The sequence below is a fragment of the Halalkalirubrum salinum genome, assembly GCF_005543295.1.
Taxonomy (GTDB): Archaea; Halobacteriota; Halobacteria; order Halobacteriales; family Haloferacaceae; genus Halalkalirubrum; species Halalkalirubrum salinum.
This window is the reverse complement of record NZ_SRSG01000029.1, coordinates 26,304-45,761: the sequence shown is the minus strand read 5'-3', so window position 1 is coordinate 45,761 and position 19,458 is coordinate 26,304. Positions and strand designations below refer to the sequence as shown.

General features: G+C 61.2%; 23 protein-coding genes and 1 tRNA gene. 8 read left to right on the top strand and 16 right to left on the bottom strand.

Going from position 1 to position 19,458, the window contains the following annotated elements; genetic code table 11:
- Both E5K03_RS11360 and E5K03_RS11355 read left to right on the top strand, forming a co-directional pair.
- On the top strand, window positions 1–810 hold the full coding sequence (locus E5K03_RS11360; protein ID WP_138006960.1) for a TrmB family transcriptional regulator: 810 nt from the start codon (window positions 1–3) through the stop codon (window positions 808–810).
- A 91-nt stretch (window positions 811–901) separates the two neighbouring features.
- Complete coding sequence (locus E5K03_RS11355) at window positions 902–1,828, top strand: alpha/beta fold hydrolase (protein WP_138006959.1); 927 nt, start codon at window positions 902–904, stop codon at window positions 1,826–1,828.
- Between the two features lie 27 nt (window positions 1,829–1,855).
- Here E5K03_RS11355 and E5K03_RS11350 read toward each other — a convergent pair whose 3' ends face one another.
- The 7 genes from E5K03_RS11350 to E5K03_RS11320 form a co-directional block, all read right to left on the bottom strand.
- On the bottom strand, window positions 1,856–2,281 hold the full coding sequence (locus E5K03_RS11350) for a Zn-ribbon domain-containing OB-fold protein (RefSeq protein WP_138006958.1): 426 nt from the start codon (window positions 2,279–2,281) through the stop codon (window positions 1,856–1,858).
- Window positions 2,278–3,444 carry a thiolase C-terminal domain-containing protein gene (locus E5K03_RS11345; protein ID WP_138006957.1) on the bottom strand — a complete coding sequence of 389 codons (1,167 nt, stop codon included), beginning with the start codon at window positions 3,442–3,444 and terminating at the stop codon, window positions 2,278–2,280. The genes E5K03_RS11350 and E5K03_RS11345 overlap by 4 nt, the downstream gene beginning before the upstream one ends.
- A gap of 70 nt (window positions 3,445–3,514) precedes the next feature.
- A complete protein-coding gene (locus E5K03_RS11340; RefSeq protein WP_138006956.1) occupies window positions 3,515–4,282 on the bottom strand; it encodes a proteasome assembly chaperone family protein in 768 nt (255 codons plus the stop codon).
- An 85-nt stretch (window positions 4,283–4,367) separates the two neighbouring features.
- Window positions 4,368–4,562, bottom strand: a complete 195-nt coding sequence (locus E5K03_RS11335) for an RNA-protein complex protein Nop10 (RefSeq protein WP_138006955.1) — start codon at window positions 4,560–4,562, stop codon at window positions 4,368–4,370.
- Window positions 4,563–4,595: 33 nt separating this feature from the next.
- Complete coding sequence (locus tag E5K03_RS11330; protein WP_138006954.1) at window positions 4,596–5,396, bottom strand: translation initiation factor IF-2 subunit alpha; 801 nt, start codon at window positions 5,394–5,396, stop codon at window positions 4,596–4,598.
- Window positions 5,397–5,399: 3 nt separating this feature from the next.
- A complete protein-coding gene (locus E5K03_RS11325; protein ID WP_138006953.1) occupies window positions 5,400–5,573 on the bottom strand; it encodes a 30S ribosomal protein S27e in 174 nt (57 codons plus the stop codon).
- 2 nt (window positions 5,574–5,575) lie between these two features.
- Window positions 5,576–5,860 (bottom strand): 50S ribosomal protein L44e, encoded by a 285-nt coding sequence (locus E5K03_RS11320; RefSeq protein ID WP_138006952.1) that lies wholly within the window; start codon window positions 5,858–5,860, stop codon window positions 5,576–5,578.
- A 134-nt stretch (window positions 5,861–5,994) separates the two neighbouring features.
- Between E5K03_RS11320 and E5K03_RS11315 the strand changes: the two genes are divergently transcribed.
- Complete coding sequence (locus E5K03_RS11315; RefSeq protein WP_138006951.1) at window positions 5,995–6,261, top strand: HAH_0734 family protein; 267 nt, start codon at window positions 5,995–5,997, stop codon at window positions 6,259–6,261.
- On the opposite strand, the gene E5K03_RS11310 is transcribed toward E5K03_RS11315, so the two are convergent.
- The gene (locus E5K03_RS11310; RefSeq protein WP_138006950.1) at window positions 6,262–6,801 is read right to left on the bottom strand and encodes a DUF7097 family protein; all 540 of its coding nucleotides are present in this window, start codon (window positions 6,799–6,801) and stop codon (window positions 6,262–6,264) included.
- 222 nt (window positions 6,802–7,023) lie between these two features.
- On the opposite strand from E5K03_RS11310, the gene E5K03_RS11300 reads away from it, so the two are divergent.
- The 4 genes from E5K03_RS11300 (at window position 7,024) to E5K03_RS11285 (ending at window position 10,318) form a co-directional block, all read left to right on the top strand.
- Window positions 7,024–7,374: a DUF192 domain-containing protein gene (locus E5K03_RS11300; protein ID WP_138006948.1), complete on the top strand. Its 351-nt coding sequence runs from the start codon at window positions 7,024–7,026 to the stop codon at window positions 7,372–7,374.
- 127 nt (window positions 7,375–7,501) lie between these two features.
- Window positions 7,502–9,064, top strand: coding sequence for a (R)-citramalate synthase (locus E5K03_RS11295; protein WP_138006947.1), 1,563 nt, complete (start codon window positions 7,502–7,504; stop codon window positions 9,062–9,064).
- Window positions 9,065–9,083: 19 nt separating this feature from the next.
- The gene (locus E5K03_RS11290; RefSeq protein WP_240730008.1) at window positions 9,084–9,446 is read left to right on the top strand and encodes a hypothetical protein; all 363 of its coding nucleotides are present in this window, start codon (window positions 9,084–9,086) and stop codon (window positions 9,444–9,446) included.
- A gap of 110 nt (window positions 9,447–9,556) precedes the next feature.
- Complete coding sequence (locus E5K03_RS11285) at window positions 9,557–10,318, top strand: hypothetical protein (protein ID WP_138006946.1); 762 nt, start codon at window positions 9,557–9,559, stop codon at window positions 10,316–10,318.
- A gap of 399 nt (window positions 10,319–10,717) precedes the next feature.
- Here E5K03_RS11285 and E5K03_RS11280 read toward each other — a convergent pair.
- Window positions 10,718–10,802: transfer RNA gene (locus E5K03_RS11280), tRNA-Ser, on the bottom strand.
- A 244-nt stretch (window positions 10,803–11,046) separates the two neighbouring features.
- Here E5K03_RS11280 and E5K03_RS11275 point away from each other — a divergent pair.
- Window positions 11,047–12,015 (top strand): AAA family ATPase, encoded by a 969-nt coding sequence (locus tag E5K03_RS11275; RefSeq protein ID WP_138006945.1) that lies wholly within the window; start codon window positions 11,047–11,049, stop codon window positions 12,013–12,015.
- Window positions 12,016–12,072: 57 nt separating this feature from the next.
- Here the strand turns inward: E5K03_RS11275 and E5K03_RS11270 are convergent, their stop codons facing one another.
- The 7 genes from E5K03_RS11270 to E5K03_RS11240 form a co-directional block, all read right to left on the bottom strand.
- A complete protein-coding gene (locus tag E5K03_RS11270) occupies window positions 12,073–12,600 on the bottom strand; it encodes a DUF7519 family protein (RefSeq protein ID WP_138006944.1) in 528 nt (175 codons plus the stop codon).
- Complete coding sequence (locus tag E5K03_RS11265) at window positions 12,597–13,862, bottom strand: DUF58 domain-containing protein (protein ID WP_138006943.1); 1,266 nt, start codon at window positions 13,860–13,862, stop codon at window positions 12,597–12,599. Before E5K03_RS11265 ends, E5K03_RS11270 begins: the two co-directional genes overlap by 4 nt.
- Complete coding sequence (locus tag E5K03_RS11260; protein ID WP_138006942.1) at window positions 13,859–14,518, bottom strand: DUF7269 family protein; 660 nt, start codon at window positions 14,516–14,518, stop codon at window positions 13,859–13,861. Before E5K03_RS11260 ends, E5K03_RS11265 begins: the two co-directional genes overlap by 4 nt.
- Window positions 14,511–15,473 carry a DUF4129 domain-containing protein gene (locus E5K03_RS11255; protein ID WP_138006941.1) on the bottom strand — a complete coding sequence of 321 codons (963 nt, stop codon included), beginning with the start codon at window positions 15,471–15,473 and terminating at the stop codon, window positions 14,511–14,513. Before E5K03_RS11255 ends, E5K03_RS11260 begins: the two co-directional genes overlap by 8 nt.
- 61 nt (window positions 15,474–15,534) lie before the next feature.
- Window positions 15,535–16,278 carry a hypothetical protein gene (locus tag E5K03_RS11250; RefSeq protein WP_138006940.1) on the bottom strand — a complete coding sequence of 248 codons (744 nt, stop codon included), beginning with the start codon at window positions 16,276–16,278 and terminating at the stop codon, window positions 15,535–15,537.
- Window positions 16,279–16,280: 2 nt separating this feature from the next.
- Window positions 16,281–18,821: a DNA topoisomerase I gene (locus E5K03_RS11245; protein ID WP_138006939.1), complete on the bottom strand. Its 2,541-nt coding sequence runs from the start codon at window positions 18,819–18,821 to the stop codon at window positions 16,281–16,283.
- Window positions 18,822–18,915: 94 nt separating this feature from the next.
- Window positions 18,916–19,365 carry a universal stress protein gene (locus E5K03_RS11240; RefSeq protein ID WP_240730007.1) on the bottom strand — a complete coding sequence of 150 codons (450 nt, stop codon included), beginning with the start codon at window positions 19,363–19,365 and terminating at the stop codon, window positions 18,916–18,918.
- Between the last annotated feature and the right edge of the window lie 93 nt (window positions 19,366–19,458).

The window sequence follows — 19,458 nt, the reverse complement described above, 5'->3', positions numbered from 1 at the left end:
ATGGAAACACTTCACGAGTTGGGGCTGTCGAGTTACGAAGAGCGATCGTACCGGGCATTGCTTTCGCTCGGGAGCGGGACTGCCTCGGATGTTGTCGAAGAAAGTGGTGTTCCGACTGGGAGGATCTATGACTCACTTGGTGGCTTAGAGTCACGTGGGTTGGTCCGAGTACACACCACCGAAAAGCCAAAACGGTATGTCCCTGTCGAACCGGAGACGGCAGTATCGCGACTTGTTGAATCGCGTACTTCCGAACTGTCAGCCGAAATCGATCGGCTGGAGGCGAACCAATCAACACTCGTTGAATCGCTCTCAGGTATCGATCAGCCGGTCGATGACTTCTGGACCGCTGCGGTAGGACCCGATGATTCACTCGATCTCCTGTTAGAGCGGCTCGATACGGCAGCAGAATCCATTGTGCTCACCGCTGCGGGAGTCTCCGAGCAGTTCGACGTCGACAATGAAGGAACGGCGTTGCTTGAATGGCTACTTGACGCAATCAACGACGGAATCGACGTCTCTGTGTTGCTCTCACCGCCAGTGTACGCTGACGCGGTTTCGGCAGTCGATGCTGAAACAGCCGCATTCACGATTGCCAAGCCACCGTTCGAACTCCGCGTCAGCGATGCAGTGTACGGAAATTTCTATCTCATTGATCGCGCCGAGGTCTGTCTTGAGGTTCCAGATCCGATACAGCCGAACCACCTTTTCGGCATGCTCAACCTCCGCACGCCACGGTTTTCCGCCCGGGTCGCCGACGGATTTGAATCGATCTGGGCGGCAGCTGAGCCGATCGAATCGATCGAATGAGTACGACAGATGGCGGACAGCACGCAGTCTCTGTGTGAGCGACCACCGGTTCGAAGAGGGGTTTAACACTCCTGACGGACTATTCGTCTGTATGAATCTTCGACGAGCGATCGGCTACACGGCAGCCGGACTCGGTGGACTCGTAGCGGTCAACCGGCAACTCCGAAACAGCGCTCCAGAACTCGAAGCACCACTTACGGGTAGCCACGACGTGTATCGTTGGCGCGGGATGGACATCGCCTACACGGAGGCTGGCGATCCGGGCACCCAGACTGTCGTCTTGCTCCACGGGATCAATGCAGCCGGATCGAGCGGCGAGTTTCGAGCAGTATTTGACGAACTGGCCGAGGAGTATCACGTCGTTGCGCCTGACCTTCCGGGCTTTGGCTGTTCGGATCGACCGCCGCTTCGGTACTCTGCGGCGCTGTACGAAGACTTCGTGACCGAGTTCCTCGCAGAATACGACGAACCAGCCGTGGTTGCCTCCTCACTCACAAGCGCGTACGCGGCCACCGCGGCCACCGAGACGGCGGTGTCGTCGCTGTTTTTGATCTGCCCGACGGCGATCGCCGGGCCCGAGCCGCCGAAGGGCTGGCTCCACACGCTGGTTCGATCGCCGATCGTCGGCGAAGCGCTGTACAACCTCATCGCCTCGAAGCCGTCGATCCGCTACTTCAACGATGATCACGGCTACTACGACGCCTCGAAGGCTGGGCAAGAGTGGCAGGACTACGAATGGGCAACCGCCCACCAGCCGAACGCCCGCTACGCGCCGGCATCGTTCATTAGCGGCTATCTCAACTCGGATATCGATCTCGCAGAGACGCTCTCATCACTTTCGATTCCCGTGACGATGGTCTGGGGACGCGAGACAGACATCACGCCGCTGTCTGACGGGCGCGAGCTGGCACAGGAAACGGATGCACGCCTTGTCGTTTTCGATCGCGCGATGTTGCTTCCGCACGTCGAATTTCCCGAGGAGTTCCTCTCGGTCGCAACTGAAGCGCTCCAAGAGTAGTCGATCGCCACGTTCGATTGCAGTCCGCTACGAATCCTCGACTGGTCGAAAGACCACGAGCCGATCGTCTGTCGTCTCGCGGGTTTCGACGCCGATCCGTACCTGCTGGCCCGTTTTGACTGCCACAGGATCCCGTCCGCGGACGATTCCAGATACCCTGACAGGACCGAAATCAATCATTGCGGTGGCATAGGGCACATCGTCGGCAAAGCCGGGCGCTGCGACGTGGACGACGGAAACGGACACGATCACCCCCGACTCGGGAAGCGGTTTGTGTGTCAACGCTGGGGAACCAGTGTGTGGACAGACCCGCCGCGGCGGCAGCGAGCCGTATCCGGCCGGAGATTCGAGATAGTATCCCTCCCCATTGGCGATCGCGTCCAGCCACTCCTCGTAGGAGCCGTGTTCACTCGACCACGCGGTCTCGTCAGCAGAGTCACGATCGTCAGTCATCGGTCCACCTCCAGCACGTGAACGACAGCACTCGCGACTGTCCCGCCGGCGTTGTGCGTGACGCCTACTGTCGCCTCAGGGACGTGATCGCTGTTCGGATGATCGCCGCGCAACAGCCGCGTCATCTCGGCGATCTGGCTCCCGCCGGTCGCGCCCACCGGATGGCCTTTCGCTTTTAACCCGCCCGAGAGGTTGATCGGACGCTGGCCGTCAGCAGTCGTTTCACCGCGGCGGGCTGCGCCGATCCCCTCACCTGGTTCATAGAAGCCAAGCGATTCGATCGCGAGCACCTCCGCGATCGTGAAACAGTCGTGGACCTCTGCGACATCGACATCTTCGGGGCCGACTCCCGCGTCCTCGTAGGCCGCAGTTGCAGCTGTCGTGGCTGCGGGAGTCTGGGCGATGTGGGTTCGTTCCGCAAGCGCCGCCCGATCGCCGCCCTGGCCACTGCCGGTGATGGTAACCGGCGCGTCAAGGTCATATTCCTCGACGTACGATTCGGAGACGAGAACGAGCGCACTCGCGCCGTCAGTGATCGGACAGGCGTCGAATAGCCCGAGCGGCGACGCCACCATCGGCGCGTCAAGGGCCTCCGCGACACTGATCTCGCGCTGGTACTGCGCGTACTCGTTCACCAACGCGTTCTCGTGATTCTTCGAGGCGATGTGGGCCAGATCGGTTCGATCGCCGCCGAAGGCATCGAAGTACGCCTGTGCCATCAGCGCGTACGCACCGGGGAAGGTCACGCCCGCACGAACCTCAAAGAGTTCGTCGGCAGCAATCGCTAATGCATCCGTCACCGCCGGCGTGTCGAGATTCGTCATTCGCTCTGTGCCCCCAGCGAGGACCACGTCCGCATCACCTGCCCGGATCGCCCGGACGGCCTGACGGACGGCCACGCCGGCGGACGCACACGCCGACTCGTACCTCGTTGCCGGACACTGGACGCCCGCGGCGTCGGCGAGAATTGGACCCTGGTGGCCCTGTCGCTCCGCGTCAACACCCATGAAGTTCCCGACCGCGAGTTCCTCAACAGCCGATCGATCGACATTGGCGTCCGCAAACGCACGATCGGCTGCCTCGGCGAACAGTTCTCTGCCGGTTCGTGCTGGCGTGCGGCCAAAGTGTGTGAGCCCGACACCGGCCACGCGTACGGGTTCCATACCCAGACGGTCCTCGTGGAAGGGGTATATGTTTGCCGGCTACGGCGGTCCGATCGACAACCGCGCGCGATCAGCCGATATATCGGAGTTCGTCGTCAGTTGGCAGTTGGGCCTGCTGTTGGTCTTGCATCTCGCGGATCTTCCCGACGACCTCTTCCATCTCTTCTGCACGATCTTCGAGCGAGCCGAAGTCAACCTCGAAGTCGAGGATTTCCTGGAGGACCTCAAGAACTGCCTGTGCGCTTTTCGGATCGACGAGATAGCCGCTCGTCTCACCCATCAGACAGACCGAATCGAAGCCGCGACGACCTCCAAGTCCGAGGATCAGCCCGCTGACGCCGACGATCCCACCGGCGGGCTCGTCAGGACGAAACTCGACGCCTGCGTCCTCCAGCGCAGCCTTTTGTTCTGCGGCCGTTACCGCCCCCAACACGGTGTACTCTTCGACGAGTTCGCCGGTCGGAACGCCACCGAGTGCGAAGGCTCGCTGGGAACCAAACTCCTCAGCAACATCGAGGATTGCGTCCGTCAGCCGGTAGTGGCCGTCGTTCGTCGACGCCTGGTGATCGCCGGTCAACACCAGCAGATCCGGGCCGTCTCCGTCGGTGTATACCGCGTGGAACGACGCGCAGGTGAGTGAGGCGATGCCTTCGTCGTCGATGTCCACTTGCGGCGGAAACTCGTCGGCGTAGAGTCGAGCGACCAGTTCGCTGTCCAACTCTTCGAGGAGGTGCTCGGCGGCGAGTTTCCCCACGTGACCGACGCCTGGCAATCCCTCGATCAACACCGGCTCCGCCAACTCCGGTGATTCGACGTACTCGATATCGATCGAATCCATGCTATGTACTCGTGCGTGCGCCGCATAAGATACCGTCGGAACCGATCGATCCGATCGGGCTTTTTATCCGATGAAAAATACGTGGCTACTCACGGCCGTCGTGAGCGCGTTTTTGTTTTCGGGTCCGCCGGTATTCGCCGTAGGAATCTTCCGGACTAAATGGTGCGGGCGCACTGTTTTCGGTGGGCGCCCCACAGTCGGGGCAGGTCGATCCGAGCGAGTACACCGGTCGATCGTGTGCATCGCGCCACGCCGAGCACACTCGGATATCAGATTTCATGAATATAGTTGAGAGCCACAGGGGCAGATACGGTTACTCGTCGTCTTCGTGTCGTTCTCGGTGGAAGTCGCCCTCGCCGCCGATCGTCTCGATCGCTTCCTCGGCGCGCTTGGCGCTGGCTTCGAGTTCTGCCTCGGCGGTCTTGTAATCGGGCGCTTTGACCGTGATCCGGTACTCTGGTGAGCCGACGTACGAGACCGACAGTTCGACCTCGTCTGGAACTTCGCCGTTGCCCTCCGCCGCCTGTAGCGCCTCCTTGATCGCGTCAACGCCGTCGCCGGTCGCGATCGACAGGTCAACGTAGCCAGTGACATTCACGTACGGCACAGAGACGTTCTCGCGGGCAGTCGAGACGATCGCCTCGATCTCCTCGTCGTCGAGATCCGTGTCTTCGAGGGCTTCCGTGCCGTGGATCGCCGCCGCCTCGAAGGCCTCGTACATCGTCTCGTACTCCGCGAGCATGGCGTTCGCGACGGCGCTGTAGGTCTCGTCGTCAACGTCCTCGCCGAGGGCGAGCAGCATCCAGTTGTCTGCTTTCTGTTCGTTTTTCCACTCCTGGATCTTCTCTTTGTGTTGGTGTTCGTTGACGTCTTTGATCGAAAGGTCGATCTGCTGGGAGGATTCGTTGACCTCTAACACCTTTGCAACCACAGTCTGTCCTTCTCGGACGTGATCGCGAACGTTCTTGATCCAGCCGCTGGCGACCTCACTGATGTGGGCAAGCCCGCGCTTGTCCTCGTACTCCTCGAGATCGACAAAGACGCCGAAGTCGGCGATTTCGTCGACTTTCCCCACCACGAGGTCGCCAGGTTCGGGCCAGCCGCTGTACTTCATCGGTTATCGTGCCTCGACAGTCTCGACGATCTCGTGTTCGATCTCGGCCTTGCCGCCGGTCGGGGTTGCGAGCGTGGTGCCGCAGACCGCACAGCCGACGAGGCTTGCAGCCTTTTCGAACACGATCTGTTCGTTCTCACAGTCGCCACATTTGACGCGAAGGTATGCTCCTGGCATGATTACTCCTGGAATTCGAGACGGCCGGCGCGCCATCCTTTTCGCATGTGGGCCTTGCCACAGTCGCTGCAGCGGTACTTGAGGTTCGTCTTCTTTGTCGGCTTGTCACCGCCGGGGACCTTCGAGAACTTCCCGGAGTTGCCGATCGTCGACGTCTGGCGGCGTCGCTGGCGGTCCTGGACTTTTTTCATCCCAGTCGATCGGCCGGTACGGACCTTTTCGACCTCGTGTTCCTGATGGGAGTTACAGTGCGGACAATACGTATTCAGTCGGCGTGGCATCTGCATAACGATCTACCTTGCCGGAGGTTTGGCATCGGACGTTAAAACCCGTTTGGTTCGCTCCGGACGCGAGCGATCGGGGGTCGATCCGATCTCGCCGCATCGAAGCCGTTAAGCGGTGACCTGCCGAACCACCGCTCATGCAACACCTCATCGTGAGAGGGGATCCCGGTATTCGCAAGGGAGCGATTATCAACTACGATGGGACCGAACAGATCTGTTTTTCCATCCAACGACAGGGCGACTGGCACGGCCCTGACGAGGTCCAACTGTGGTGTACGATCGGCACCGAAGACGAGTACGAAAGCTTCCAAAAACGCGAATACGTTCCGCATTTCCTCGAGGTCGAGACGATCGACGCTGCGGCACTCGACGTGGTGCAGGCCCGCAACGAGCTGTCTGTCTGATCACTGATCGCTCGGTTCGCCGTACCGATCGAGCGCTGAGTCAAATCCGAACTCTGTCTGTTCTTTCGATCGCCGCGCTTCCCGTTCGGCGATCGCCTCCAGGTCCGGAGACGCATCGTCGTCGATCCGAGCGAAGCTATTGTGAACCTTCCCGTGACACCACCGGCAGAGCGAAACAGTTAGCTCGTGGGTTGGGTCATCGCTCTCGGGGTGGTCCGAGCCGCTGCCATAGGAGAGATGGTGTTCTTCGATCAGGGGGCGGTCGGCCTCGTGGGCGATCCGAATCTCTTCGAGCCCACACCGAACGCACTCGCTCTCGTCAGTCGTCCAGCGGTACTTCGGACACGCCCGCCAGTCGCCGGACTCGCCGACGTGACACCGGAACTCGTCGGCCGCACGATCGGCCGCGAACGACGGATCGGCTCCGGCGTACTCCAGCGCGAATCGACAGCGTCCGTCGTCAGTGAGGTGGTCGCAGTGTCCCGCGACCTCGTAGGGGTCGTCTACACCGACCGGCGTCCCGTTCGGCGTCTGTGCCATACCTGCCGTAGCACACCTGCCCGAATATATGCTGCGGCACTCGGAGCATGAATACGACGGCGATCGCTCTCCGCCGCTCTCGAACCGATCGACACGACCGACACAACCGGCACGATCGACACGACCGACACAACCGGCACGATCGACACGACCGACACAACCGGCACGATCGACACGATCGAAACCCGTACGCCTATCATTCCAGACAGCCTGTGGCAATTCGTGAAGATCGTCCACCGAGACAGCGATGGCAACCGCGAGCCGATCGCGACGACCGGCGAGGTTGCGGATTCGTTCCTCAGCCAGGCGCGCGGGTTGATGTTTCGTCGATCAGTTCCTGAGGAATACGCGCTCGTCTTTCGGTTTGACGGGCTGAAGCGTCGGGACCTCCACATGGTGTTCGTTCCGTTTGCGATCGACGCGGTCTGGCTTGTCGACGGTGAGGTGACCCATGTCAAACAGCTCCGGCCATGGATCGGCCGTGGAAAAGCCCGTGCGGACACGATCATCGAACTCCCAGCTGGGGCGGCTGAATCGGTTGAACCGGGCGATTCGATCGAGATTGTCGATTAATCGCCGAAAAGAAGCCGAATCGGTGTCGATACCTACGATTTTATCGCCATCGTCCGTTTGATCCATGTAGTCGGCAGATATGGCTGAGAAGCCGCTCCTTTTAGTAGATCGAGCTACTGAGTCTCGAATGAATATATGTCTCGTGATCGATTTATTGGGGTCTTCCCCCGATAACCACCCACTCCCAGTCGACGACGTACAGCTGCTTGACACGACGCTTCGTGACGGCGAACAGGCCCCGGGCGTTTCTCTCACCCCTGAGGAGAAAATTGAGATCGCCCAGGCGCTCGACGCGGCGGGTATGTCGGTCATCGAGGCCGGTAGCGCCTGCACCAGCGAAGGCGAGCGAAACTGCATCCGCGCAGTTACTGATCTCGGGCTTGAGGCGAGAGTCACAAGTTTCGCCCGTGGTGTGCAATCTGATATCGACGACGCGCTTGCGTGCGACGTCGATGGCATCACACTCGTGGTTCCGTCCTCGGATCGCCACATCGAGACCAAGGTCGGAACGACCCACGAGGCGGTGATCGATCGCTCTGCAGAGCTGATCGACTACGCGAAGGATCACGGCCTCTGGGTCGAGTTCCTCGGCGAAGACGGCTCACGGGCGGATCCAGACTATCTGGTCGAACTGCTCGGATCGGGGCTTGAGGCGGGTGCCGATCGGATCTGCTTTGCGGACACAGTCGGCCACACCACGCCAGAGGCAACCTACCGGACCGTCTCACGGCTCACAGAACTCGGACCCACGAGCGTTCACACCCACGACGACCTTGGACTCGCAGTGGCGAACGCCCACGCCGGGCTCTCGGCCGGTGCAAATATGGTCCACGGCACGATCAACGGTATTGGCGAGCGTGCCGGCAACGTCGCCCTCGAGGAGGTTGCAATCGCACTCAGCCACGGCTACGGGATCGAAACGCTCGAACTCGAAGCCGTCTACGAGCTCGCAACAACGGTCGCCCGAAACACGGGCATTCCGCTCGCACCGAACAAGGCCGTCATCGGCCAGAACACGTTCACCCATGAAAGCGGCATCCACACCGATGGCATGTTGAAAGACGTGGCGACGTACGAGCCGTACCCGCCAGAGACCGTCGGCCGCGAACGCCGGCTCGTGCTCGGTAAACACGCCGGGCGTGCGGGTGTCGAGGCCGCACTGACAGAACACGGCGTCGACGTGACCGACGAGGAACTCGCTGCTGTCGTCGAGCGCGTCAAAGCCCTCGGCGATCGCGGCAAGCGCGTCACCGACGCCGACCTGTTGGCAATCGCCGAAGACGTCCAGGGTCGCGATCGCGATCGCTACGTCGAACTCATCGAGTTTTCGGCGATCAGCGGCACCAACGTCCCGACCGCGAGCGTGAAGCTCCGGGTCGGCGACGAGGAACATGTCGCCTCAGGCACCGGATCTGGGCCGGTCGACGCTGCCCTGAAGGCGGTGCGGACAGCGCTAGGCCAGCGTGCACACGCTGACTTAGAGTCCTACCACGTCGACGCAATCACTGGTGGGACAGACGCGGTCGTCACCGTCGAGGTCGAGATGTCCCGCGGCGATCACACGGTGTCTGTCGCCGCCTCGGAGGCAGACATCACGCAGGCGAGTGTGACCGCGATGGTCAACGCGCTCGATCGACTCCTCGTTGCCGCACCACCTGAGGAACCGGTTCCCGGGCCAGCCGACGACTGAACGAGAGCGAACGGCTGGTTTGAAATTCGGAGCGTATTTTATTCAGCCGGTCGAACGCGCTGACGTGTTCGTCGTCGATATCAAACCCTCGGCCCGAAAGCGAAACCCGAACGTCGGCGAGGTAGTAAACCGCGAGGGGTCGACACACACCTTCGAGAGTCGGCAGGCCGCCGAAACATGGGCCGAGGAGTTTGTTTCCTCGACGCGCGATCGCGTGTGGATCCAGGCCGCCCATCCAGCGGACCGATCGGACGTCGACGGCTATCTCCTCTCGCGAAACACCCGCGGCGCTGTCGAACAGCTCGAGCGCGCCTACGACAAGCGGCGACGACGGCTCCGCGGCGGCGATCAATCCGCCCAGTCTGGGTTGCCGATCGAGTAGCCAGGTAGCCGAACACCGGAGGCGCCCAGCCGAATGGACGGATATTCCCGTCCGGGCGACGAGAGTCAGGATATGCAGCAATCTATCGTAAACAGCGGTGAGTTCGCTCGATGACGCCAAATCGTGTCGATTTCATCGTCGATCTGTTGTATGGGGCCTTGATTTTCGTCGCCGTCGTACTCATGCTTGCCGTCGGAACGATCACAGGGATCGCCTTCGGAATCGGGGTTCTCGTGTCGTACGTTATCCATATCGCCTGGAAGATGATGCGGTTCGACCCCGACTGGATGACACGTGAGGTCGAAAGGACGGTTGGTGATTCGGTTCGCAAGGAGGTCGAGAAATCGGTTGAGGATACCGTTAGCAAGGAAGTCAAAAAAACAGTCGGTGACTCGGTCGAAAAGACGGTCGAAGATACCGTTAGCAAAGAAGTCGAGAAATCGGTCGAGGATTCGGTCGAAAAGACGGTGAAAGATACCGTCGAAAAAACGGTCGAAGATACCGTCGAAAAGGAGGTGGAGAAATCAGTCGGCGATTCGGTTGAGAAGACGGTCGAAGATACCGTCGAAAAGCAGGTCCGCAAGTCTGTCGAGGACACTATGAGCAACGAAATAACAGGGGTGGCCGACCAAGTCGGGCGGATCGTAAGCGACGAGGTGACGAATCAGATTGGTGAGTCGGTGAGCACAGAGGTCGAAAATGCCGTCGGCCGGCAGGTAAAAGAGGCGGTCGCCGCGGAGGCGCGAAAGGCGATCGAAGGGAAGGAATCAGACTCAGACACGACCGATACGCTGTCAGATGGCGACGAAGAGAACGAGGGAGACGACGAGTCAGATAGCGATGCAGCGGACAACGAAAAGAAGGACAAATAACATCACACTGGGTTCGATCGGCGATAAAAACGCCGAGAGTGAGATTTGAACCGTAGTCGCTTCGCTCCTTGATTCAAATCTCACGGCTCACGCACAACCACTCACGGATCCGAAATTCACAGAGGAATCTCAGAGTGATGTTTACGATAAAAACGCCGAGGGTGAGATTTGAACCGCAGTCGCTTCGCTCCTTGATTCAAATCTCACGGCTCACGCACAACCACTCACGGATCCGAAATTCACAGAGGAATCTCAGAGTGATGTTTACGATAAAAACGCCGAGGGTGAGATTTGAACCGCAGTCGCTCCGCTCCTTGGTTCAAATCTCACGGCTCACGCACAGCCGCTCACGGGTCCGAGATCCCCAGAGGGATCTCGGAGTAGTGTTCGCGGCAGAAGCGCCGAGGGTGAGATTTGAACTCACGTGTCCGAATGGACAGTAGATTTCGAATCTACCGCCTTGGCCAGGCTAGGCTACCTCGGCGTACATTCGCATCTGGCTGCCGCGGAATATAAACGCTTTCGATCGCACGCGGGCGCCGTGTGTCGATCGCTCTTGGTCGAGCACGCCGACACTCCTGAGCATGCAAGCCACCAGTTCTCGGGCGAGCACGCTGACAGTCCATGAACAAGCACGCCACCCGTCCTCAATCAAACACCGAACAAATGCCGAACAGCCTAGAGCGATATCCAACAACTGCTAAGTCGATCGCGCCTCCTTGTCCGGCATGGAACGACAGGAAGCCACCGCCGCCTGCCGCGAGGTGACAGACGCGATCGGCGCTGCTGTCATCTGCGAGGAAGCGTTCCTCGATCGCGTCCTCCTCGGGCTGCTCGCGCGCGGACACGTCCTCTTAGAAGACGTCCCCGGCACCGGAAAGACCCTCACCGCCAGAAGCGTCGCAACCGCGCTCGGACTCGAGTTCTCCCGCGTCCAGTTCACGCCTGATTTGCTCCCCTCCGACGTGACAGGCACGAACATCTACGACGAGTCCGACGGCAGTTTCTCGTTCTCGCCAGGGCCGATCTTCGCAAACGTCGTCCTCGCTGACGAGATCAACCGCGCGCCGCCGAAAACACAGGCCGCCCTGCTCGAAGCAATGGAAGAGGGCCAAGTCACCGTCGACGGCGAGACCCACCAGCTGCCGTCCCCGTTTTTTGTAATGGCCACCCAGAACCCTGTCGAAAGCGAGGGTGCGTTCCCGCTCCCGGAGGCTCAACTCGATCGCTTCGCGGTCAAAACGAGCCTCGGCTATCCCGATCACGACGGCGAGGTCGAACTCCTCGAACGGCGCGTCGGTCGGATCGATCGCAGCCCCTCGGTCCGATCGGTGCTCTCACCTGAAGCGGTCAGCGCCCTCCGGCAGGCACCCGAATCGATCCGTGTCGATCCCGATCTCTTCGATTACATGGTCGACATTGCACAGGCAACCCGCGCGGACCGACGTGTCGACGTTGGCGTGTCACCACGTGGTACCCAGCGACTGTTAGAAACCGCCCGCGCGCAGGCGATCCTCGCCGGACGATCGTTCGTTACCCCTGACGACATCACAGCGATCGCCGAGCCTGTGCTCGCACACCGACTCGTGCTTACACCAGACGCACTCGTCAACGATATCAGTCGATCGTCGATCGTCGCTGACGTGCTCGATCGGGTGCCAGTCCCAACCGTCGACCCGGAGTCGATCGGCGCGTAGATCAGCACAACAGTGTCTCACGGACACGCGCTATTGCTCACCGAAACGCGCCAACGCTCACCGAAACGCGGAGACGACAATTACCGCACCAAAAAGCAACAAAACGACCGCAGTCGTCGGCTGCCCGCCCGCGGTCGCGGCGTACAGTCCATAGCCCACTGCGGCTGAAGCGATCCCAACAGCGAGAATCATCGCGGCGTGGACAGACTCAAAGCGCGCGGTAGATGCATCCCCGCCGACCCGATCGCCGAGTTCGATCGCCGTCTCTGCGAGATCCCACGCGAGGACGGCACACACCGCCGCAACGAGCAGCGGCTCCGGGGTGGCTCCGGTGACACCCGCAGTGACGAGCCCACCGACCGACAGCAGTGATCCAGCGTGGACGATCCGTAGCCGCCCGAACCGTACGCCAACCGAAAGGACGATCGCCCCAGTGAATGCGAGTGCTGCACCTTCGATCGATACCAGTGCGAGCATCGCCGTCGCGATTGCGGCGAGCACGACGGCCCCGATCGCGCTCCGCGGCGAGGGGGTTCGATCGATCTCTCCATCCACTAGTTCATCGTCAGGCCGCTCCGTACTCATCGTGACCACCGCCGTTCGGCTGCGGCGATCGCGACACGGAGCGGTTCCTCGCCCCAGTCGACAACCCGTATCCCAGCCCGACGCAGCCGCATGAGCTGAAGTTCACGTTCCAGACGGGCGAATCGAGAGCCGATGCTCGTATCACCAGTCTCGTTCGGGCTGACGATCGTCACGAGGTGACCGTGGGCGTCAAGTCGACGCGCAGTTCGGGCGGCGGTCTGATCGCTAAGGGGGGTCAAAAAGACCACTTGAGCGTCCCTCCGCAGACGCCGTCGGATCCGGTTGAACCAGAGCGGCCAATAAAATTTGCCGTCACTGGGCGTACTCGCAAACGCTTGATGCGATCCAAGCTGTTCGCGAAGTCGAACGCCGTGGGCGGTGCCCGCCCCTGGAGCGATCCAGCAGTCTGACGGTGACATCGCTCCGAGGCCGACACGATCGCCATTGCCAACGAGTGCGGTAAACAGTTGGCCCGCGGCGTCGACACTCCGCTCGACAGCGTTTTGTCCCGCCGTATTTCGAGCGACATACGCCTCCTCCCGTGAATCAACGAGGAGAACGACCGTCGCCGCACGCTCCTCGCGGAGTTCGAGGGTGGAGAGCTCACCAGTTCGTGCACGACGGTTCCAGTCGATCCGCTTGACCGGATCGCCTGCACGGTATTCGCGGGTCGAATGAAACTCCACACCCGAACCGCCCACGTCGGTCACAACGCGGCCGCTGTACTGCGTTGTCAATCCCCGAAGCGGCAGGTCTGAGCCGGCCTCGAAGGTTGGGATACAGCGGACCATCGTTTCGACTGCTCGCTCGACGTATCGCTCACGTGAGCCGCTTGGGTTGCGCGTGACAATCCGTACGTCTTTCCAGGTGTGCTCTCCGCGGACAGCGGTGACGGTGTATTCCACGGTCGCCGCTTCGCCAGGGGCCAGCGCGGCCGCCATCCGTGCCGGCCGGCCGGTCGCCTCCAGCCCAGGAGGGACACCGTCAACGATCCGCATATCTGAAAGCCATGTCTCACCAACGTTTCGCACAGTGAGTGAAACGTCGACCTCATCACCCGGATCAGGTGCGTCCTCTGAAAGCGTCCGATCGATCTCGAGCGTCGGTTCGGGTGCGTCGCCAAACGCCGCAAACGCCGCGTAGCCGACCCCAACAACGCCGACAAGTACGAGTGCAGGGGCTCGAATTGCGATTCCAATTCCGACGACGAGCAGAATCACGCCGTTGAGACCAACCCAACGGTTCGTGTCGAAAGCCCTCATTCGTGGGAATCCTCCGGTGATAATCGTGTCTGTGGTCGCCGGCGGTTCGAAGACGTATCGCGTTTCGTCTGGACCGTAGTGGAATCCCACAACGCCTCGATCGCGTCGATCGATCGTTCAATGCCGATCGCGTACACCGACTGTCGACGGAGGAACGCTCGAGCTCGGATCGCAATGGAAAACCGTCCGTGTGAGAGAAAGGCTGCAGCCGCAGTGTCTGTGGGCCACCTACCAGATTCAACGGCATCCCGTGCAGCGGCCTCGTCGCGGTCAGTGCGGGCGACAAGCGCCGCAACCGCAAGCTCACGAAACCGTGTTCTGAGCTGGCGCCGATGGCTTGCAGCGCTCCGATCGCCGCGTAGTGCCCGCGCGGTCTTCTCATCGATCTCCGCACCCGGCGTCGGGACCGTTACGCGACGTTCGGGATCACCGAAGGACGTTCGCACACGATCGGCCCGACGAGCACCTGAGACGTACCGAAGCCCCTGTATCGCCGCAAACGCCCCAACGAGCGACAAAAACACCTCAGGAACTGACAGTGCTGCAGCAAACTCGCTGACGATCAGCGCGATTACGCCTGAACTGATCAGTACGATCCCACTCGTCGCAGTCCACCCGATCGCGCCAACGAGACCGCCGCGGCTGCGGTCAGCCATCAGTATCCTCCGCGTACGTCTGTTCAATCCGTCGCAAAGCCGCGACGGCTCGCTGTTCGCGCTCGGGCGTGACAGCTGCGCCGCCGTAGCGGACCGCCTCGAACACCGCGGTGAGTGCTTCAACATCAGCCGGATCCATTCCTGCATCAACTGCGGCAGCGGCGAACGCGGCGGGAGTGCTCGTCTCGGGCGAAGGGACGTCGAGCGATCGGGCCATCTCCGCCCACGCGTGGTACACTTCATTCTCGACCGCGCCAGTGGCCTCAATCCGATCGGCCGCCTCGCCTGCGTGTTCGCCGATCGAAGCAATCTCCTCGGTGGTCGCTTCGTCGTCATCGGTCGCTGTGGCGTCGCTAGCGAGGTCTCCGGTCGGTTCGCGACCGCCGACTGCAAAGAGAAACACGCTCAGCACCAACGCAACAACGAGCACCAGCCCGAACACAGCCGTCGGCAGTGGGACAGTCGTCGCCTCGCCGTTCTGGCCGTCACCAGACTCTCCCTCACCGCCGAAGAGTCCGCCCACGCCACCGCCGCTGGCGGAATTACCAAGCGAGATCGAGAGCTCGAACGGATCGCCACAGATCGCAAGCATGGCGTAGAACGGCCCAGCGAGAAGTCCGATCGCGAGCATGACAACACCCGCAGCAAACAGCGATCGAGTCTCAAGATATGCGAGCCCGCCAATGACGAACCACACGAGCAAGACGATCGCGATCGCTCGTGGCTCCAAGAGGGATTCAACGCAGCCGACCGGCGGCGCGAACGATGGTTCTTGTTGCTCGTCCGTCGATTCCTCGGTTGACTCAGGTCCGCCCCCAAATAGGCTGCCACTGGAGCTGCCAGTTGAGCCGTCATCTCCGACCGGTACTGTGGTGTCAACGGTCGCTGCGCCGATCGCAAGCGCCGCTACCGCGAGGAGGGCCACCACGAGCGTGGCAAGCGAGGTCCGATCCACGCAGATGCTTCGGGCATGGCCGAATTAGTCGTTTCGGCCGACAGACGGCTGTCGAGACGGCTCACCGATCGAGCCCAGCCTCCAAGCGCCGCCGCTCGGCCGATAGAATCCGCTCCCAGACGTCGAACAACGCGCTGTTCAGTCCGTACCCCTCGTTTATTCCCCGGACCCAGCGATCGTCGGCAAACAACAGCGCCTGGAATCGTCGGACATCTTGCGAGAATGGCTGACCGTCGGCGTAGTGGGCGACCGTCTCCTCGTATGTCCGATCGACGAGCGACTGCGGGACCTCGATGCCCGACTCACGAGCGACGTGGACGAACCACTCCAAGTGGAGAATCGCGTCCGCAAACACGAATCGATCGGCGAACCCAGAGACGTGGCTCACTGCTGTCTTCCCATTGAATCGCACGTCTCGGGGCCGCGAGAAGGTCGGAGCCCGAACAGACGTGCGATTTGCAGGGTTGCTCACCAGCGATTGGGCGGTCCGAGTAAGCCTGATATCGACGTACTTCACGGGCGCAATGAGCACCGCCTCGTACCAAAGCGGCATCCACTCACAGAACGGCTCACAGAATCGCGCATCAGCGAGGAGGTCGGCGACGATCGATCGCCGGAGCGACTCGGAAGCGTCCGAGCCACCAACACCCTGTTCGAGTGCCTGAACGCCAGCCTCGTAGTCAACAAACTCGCTCGTGTCAAAACCCATCCCATCAGCCACAGTCTCGACGTACTCCGCACCGAACAGATACCAGTCGGCGAAGTGTGCGGGCCGCCACAGCCGACACAGCGAAAAGACCGTCACAGTCAGTCCGCCTTGGCCTGCCAGCTGCGGACGGTGTCGGGGCCAATACCGTCGACAGAGGTCGCGATATCGTCCGGGTCCGCCTCCTTCAGCGAACTGACGTCGTCAATTCCGGCGTCTTTGAGCTTCTCGGCAGTCTTTTCGCCGATTCCCTTGATCGATTCGAGTTCGTTGGCGTCGGGCTGGCGGGCCTGAAACTCGCGATAGTTGCAGATCGGACAGCCGAGTTCCCACGGCTCGTCGCCGTTGTGGATCACGAGTTCGGGCAGGTCGTGTTCCTCACAGAGCTCGTCTGTCACCTCAATCTCGCCGCGACGCGGCAGCGGCAACGAGTACTCACAGTCGGGATAGCGGGTGCAGCCGACGAGTCGCGAGCCCGATCGGAGCTGTTTGATCGCCAACTCGCCGCCGTGTTCTTCCCCGCAGTCCGGACAGACACCAATCACCTCGTCATCGGCCTCATCAGCCTCATCAGCCTTACACTGCGGACAACCGTGGGTGAACGTCTTGCGGCCGGCGAGCATCTTCACGTGTCGCAGGCTATGGTCCTCACATTCTTCGTCGAGGATGAGCGGCTTGCCGGTCGACGGCAGCGGCAGGGTGTACTCACAGCTTGGGTAGCCGTCACAGCCAATGAAGTACGAACCGTAGCGGCTCTTTCTGAGGAGCAGATCCTCGCCGCAGTCAGGGCACGGGCCGATCGTCTTGTCGGCCTTGAGTGACTTCTGGAGGTGCTCGCCGACCTCCTCGCCGGATTCCATCAGCTCCTCGAAGACGAGTTCGAGCATCTCACGGGATTCTTTCGTGACTTCGTCGTAGTCTTTCTCGCCCGCGGCAATCGCCTGCATATCCGCCTCCAGTTGCGCGGTCATCTCTTCGCTCACGATCCGATCGGCAAAGCGCTCGGATGCCTCGACGACCGCCTTCGCGAGCATGGTCGGCCGCGGCGGATCGTTTTCGATGTAGCCACGATCATACAGCTTCTCGATTACGTGATGTCGCGTTGACTTCGTGCCAATCCCCATCCCCTCCATGGTCTCGATCAGCCTCGATTGGCCGTAGCGTCGTGGCGGCTGGGTCTGTTTGTCTTCGAGGCGCACGTCGGCGATCGACAGCGTCTGGCCTTCGGTCACGTCGGGGACGAACGTCTCGCCCGCGTTGGAGTACGGGTAGACGGCATGGTAGCCGTCCTCGACGAGCCGTTTGCCGTTGGCCTTCATCGAGAGGTCCGTGATCGTCTCGCCGCCGTCGGTCGCGATCGTTGCGTCAGGGACAACAGCAACCACGCGGAGGTGTTCCCAGGTTGCTGCCTCGGCGACAGTCGCAAAGAATCGACGAACCACGAGTTCGTAGACCTCGCGTTCGGCCTCCGAAAGGTCCGAGCCTGCGGGGAGTTCGCCAGTCGGATGGATCGGCGGGTGGTCGGTCGTCTCTTCGTCACCGGCGGTGGGGTCGATCGACTCCTGTTCGAGCAGCGACTCAGCATCATCACCAAACTGCCGACTCGCCGCGAGCGCTTCAAGTAGCTTGTGGGGATCAAGATCATCCGGGTAGACGGTGTTGTCCGTCCGCGGGTAAGTGATGTACCCGGCCGTGTAGAGGTCCTCGGCGATGCTCATCGCCCGCTGGGCGGAGTAGCCAAGCGAACCGGCCGCCCGGATGAACTGCGTGGTGTTGAACGGCGTCGGCGGGCTGTCCGTCCTCGTTCGCCGGCGAACCGCGTCGACGATCGTCTCCGGAGTGGTCGAAAGCGCCTCGTAGACCGCGTGCGCGCGACCGCCGTCCCACAGCCGCTCGGCCTCGTTTTCGTCCTCGTCGAGGTAGAAATACTGCGCCTCGAAGCCCGCGCCGTCGTCGTTCGTGAGATCACAGAACAGCTCCCAGTAGTCTTCGGGATCGAACGCTTCGATCTCGCGCTCGCGATCGACGATCAGCTTCAGCGTCGGTCCCTGCACCCGCCCGACAGAGATGAAATCGTTTCCAAGCTGGCGGGCCGAAAGCGAGAGAAACCGCGTGAGCGCCGCCCCCCAGATCAGATCGATTACCTGTCTGGCCTCTCCCGCGGCGGCGAGATTGAAGTCGAGCTCTTCGGGGTTCGCAAAGGCTTCCTCGACCTCTCGTTTCGTAATTGACGAGAAGCGAACACGATCGATCGGGACGTCCTCGTTGACCTCTCGGACGAGCTCGTAGGCCTCTTTGCCGATTAGTTCGCCCTCTCGGTCGTAGTCGGTGGCGATCGTCACCGCTGACGCTCTGCGGGCAAGCCGGCGGAGGGCGGCGACGATATTCTCGCGGGTGGGTTGTTTGTCGATCGGGGCGTCGATAAGTTCGACTGGCTCAACGTCGCGCCAGTCGTTGTACTCGGGCGGGAAATCGACGCCGACAACGTGTCCGGAGAGGCCGACACAGCGCGTGCCGCCCCACTTGTAGACGTTGACGCCGTTCATTCGCTCCGCATCGGCAGAATCGCCGCTGAGGATCTCGGCGATCCGTCTGGCGGCGTTGTCCTTTTCTGTGATAATCAGTTCGGGACCACGACTCATTGAGGCGGGCTACGCCGTCTTGTGGTCTAAACCTTTCGTGGGGCCATGTACCGTGGGTAGCGATCGCGGTGGAGGTGGCTACCGGTGGCCCTCGCTACTCTGGACCAACGACAAGTACCGGGACATCGAGGGAGCTGGTTAGTCGATCGGCCACTGGCGTCGGCTTGACAACACGCTCTAGGCCGGTGTGTTTCGGCGAGGCCACGACAACCAGATCGATATCGTGATCCTCGACGTAATTAATCGCCTCAGCGTGGGGCGTGCCGTATCGGAAGTGTTTGGTCACGTCGACGCCACGATCGTCAGCGATCGATTCAACGGACTCGACGGCGGCTTCGCCGGCTTGCTCGCGGCGCTCGACGACCATGTCCAAGTGTTCTGCGGTGTCGACGACATAGAGCGCATGAACGTCTGCACGTGATCCGGCAGCGAGGCTGACAGCGGTCTCTGCAGCCGAGTCGACAGCCGCGTCATCAGTGGTGACGACGCAAATGCGATCGAACAGCGATACCGAACTCGATGGAGGTGATGCGTGGATTGACATTCGTTGTTATTCACGATAGTCCACACGTATTGCAACAATGGTGTACATTTCGTGTTGAATATCGTATTTTCCTGTAAATATGTAGGTACTGCA

Bases quoted from the DNA above. Each gene is read 5' to 3' on its own strand.
- E5K03_RS11360 (WP_138006960.1), top strand. From the start codon at position 1: ATGGAAACACTTCACGAGTTGGGGCTGTCGAGTTACGAAGAGCGATCG.
- E5K03_RS11355 (WP_138006959.1), top strand. From the start codon at position 902: ATGAATCTTCGACGAGCGATCGGCTACACGGCAGCCGGACTCGGTGGA.
- E5K03_RS11350 (WP_138006958.1), bottom strand. From the start codon at position 2,281: ATGACTGACGATCGTGACTCTGCTGACGAGACCGCGTGGTCGAGTGAA.
- E5K03_RS11345 (WP_138006957.1), bottom strand. From the start codon at position 3,444: ATGGAACCCGTACGCGTGGCCGGTGTCGGGCTCACACACTTTGGCCGC.
- E5K03_RS11340 (WP_138006956.1), bottom strand. From the start codon at position 4,282: ATGGATTCGATCGATATCGAGTACGTCGAATCACCGGAGTTGGCGGAG.
- E5K03_RS11335 (WP_138006955.1), bottom strand. From the start codon at position 4,562: ATGAAATCTGATATCCGAGTGTGCTCGGCGTGGCGCGATGCACACGAT.
- E5K03_RS11330 (WP_138006954.1), bottom strand. From the start codon at position 5,396: ATGAAGTACAGCGGCTGGCCCGAACCTGGCGACCTCGTGGTGGGGAAA.
- E5K03_RS11325 (WP_138006953.1), bottom strand. From the start codon at position 5,573: ATGCCAGGAGCATACCTTCGCGTCAAATGTGGCGACTGTGAGAACGAA.
- E5K03_RS11320 (WP_138006952.1), bottom strand. From the start codon at position 5,860: ATGCAGATGCCACGCCGACTGAATACGTATTGTCCGCACTGTAACTCC.
- E5K03_RS11315 (WP_138006951.1), top strand. From the start codon at position 5,995: ATGCAACACCTCATCGTGAGAGGGGATCCCGGTATTCGCAAGGGAGCG.
- E5K03_RS11310 (WP_138006950.1), bottom strand. From the start codon at position 6,801: ATGGCACAGACGCCGAACGGGACGCCGGTCGGTGTAGACGACCCCTAC.
- E5K03_RS11295 (WP_138006947.1), top strand. From the start codon at position 7,502: ATGAATATATGTCTCGTGATCGATTTATTGGGGTCTTCCCCCGATAAC.
- E5K03_RS11285 (WP_138006946.1), top strand. From the start codon at position 9,557: ATGACGCCAAATCGTGTCGATTTCATCGTCGATCTGTTGTATGGGGCC.
- E5K03_RS11275 (WP_138006945.1), top strand. From the start codon at position 11,047: ATGGAACGACAGGAAGCCACCGCCGCCTGCCGCGAGGTGACAGACGCG.
- E5K03_RS11270 (WP_138006944.1), bottom strand. From the start codon at position 12,600: ATGAGTACGGAGCGGCCTGACGATGAACTAGTGGATGGAGAGATCGAT.
- E5K03_RS11265 (WP_138006943.1), bottom strand. From the start codon at position 13,862: ATGAGGGCTTTCGACACGAACCGTTGGGTTGGTCTCAACGGCGTGATT.
- E5K03_RS11260 (WP_138006942.1), bottom strand. From the start codon at position 14,518: ATGGCTGACCGCAGCCGCGGCGGTCTCGTTGGCGCGATCGGGTGGACT.
- E5K03_RS11245 (WP_138006939.1), bottom strand. From the start codon at position 18,821: ATGAGTCGTGGTCCCGAACTGATTATCACAGAAAAGGACAACGCCGCC.
- E5K03_RS11240 (WP_240730007.1), bottom strand. From the start codon at position 19,365: ATGTCAATCCACGCATCACCTCCATCGAGTTCGGTATCGCTGTTCGAT.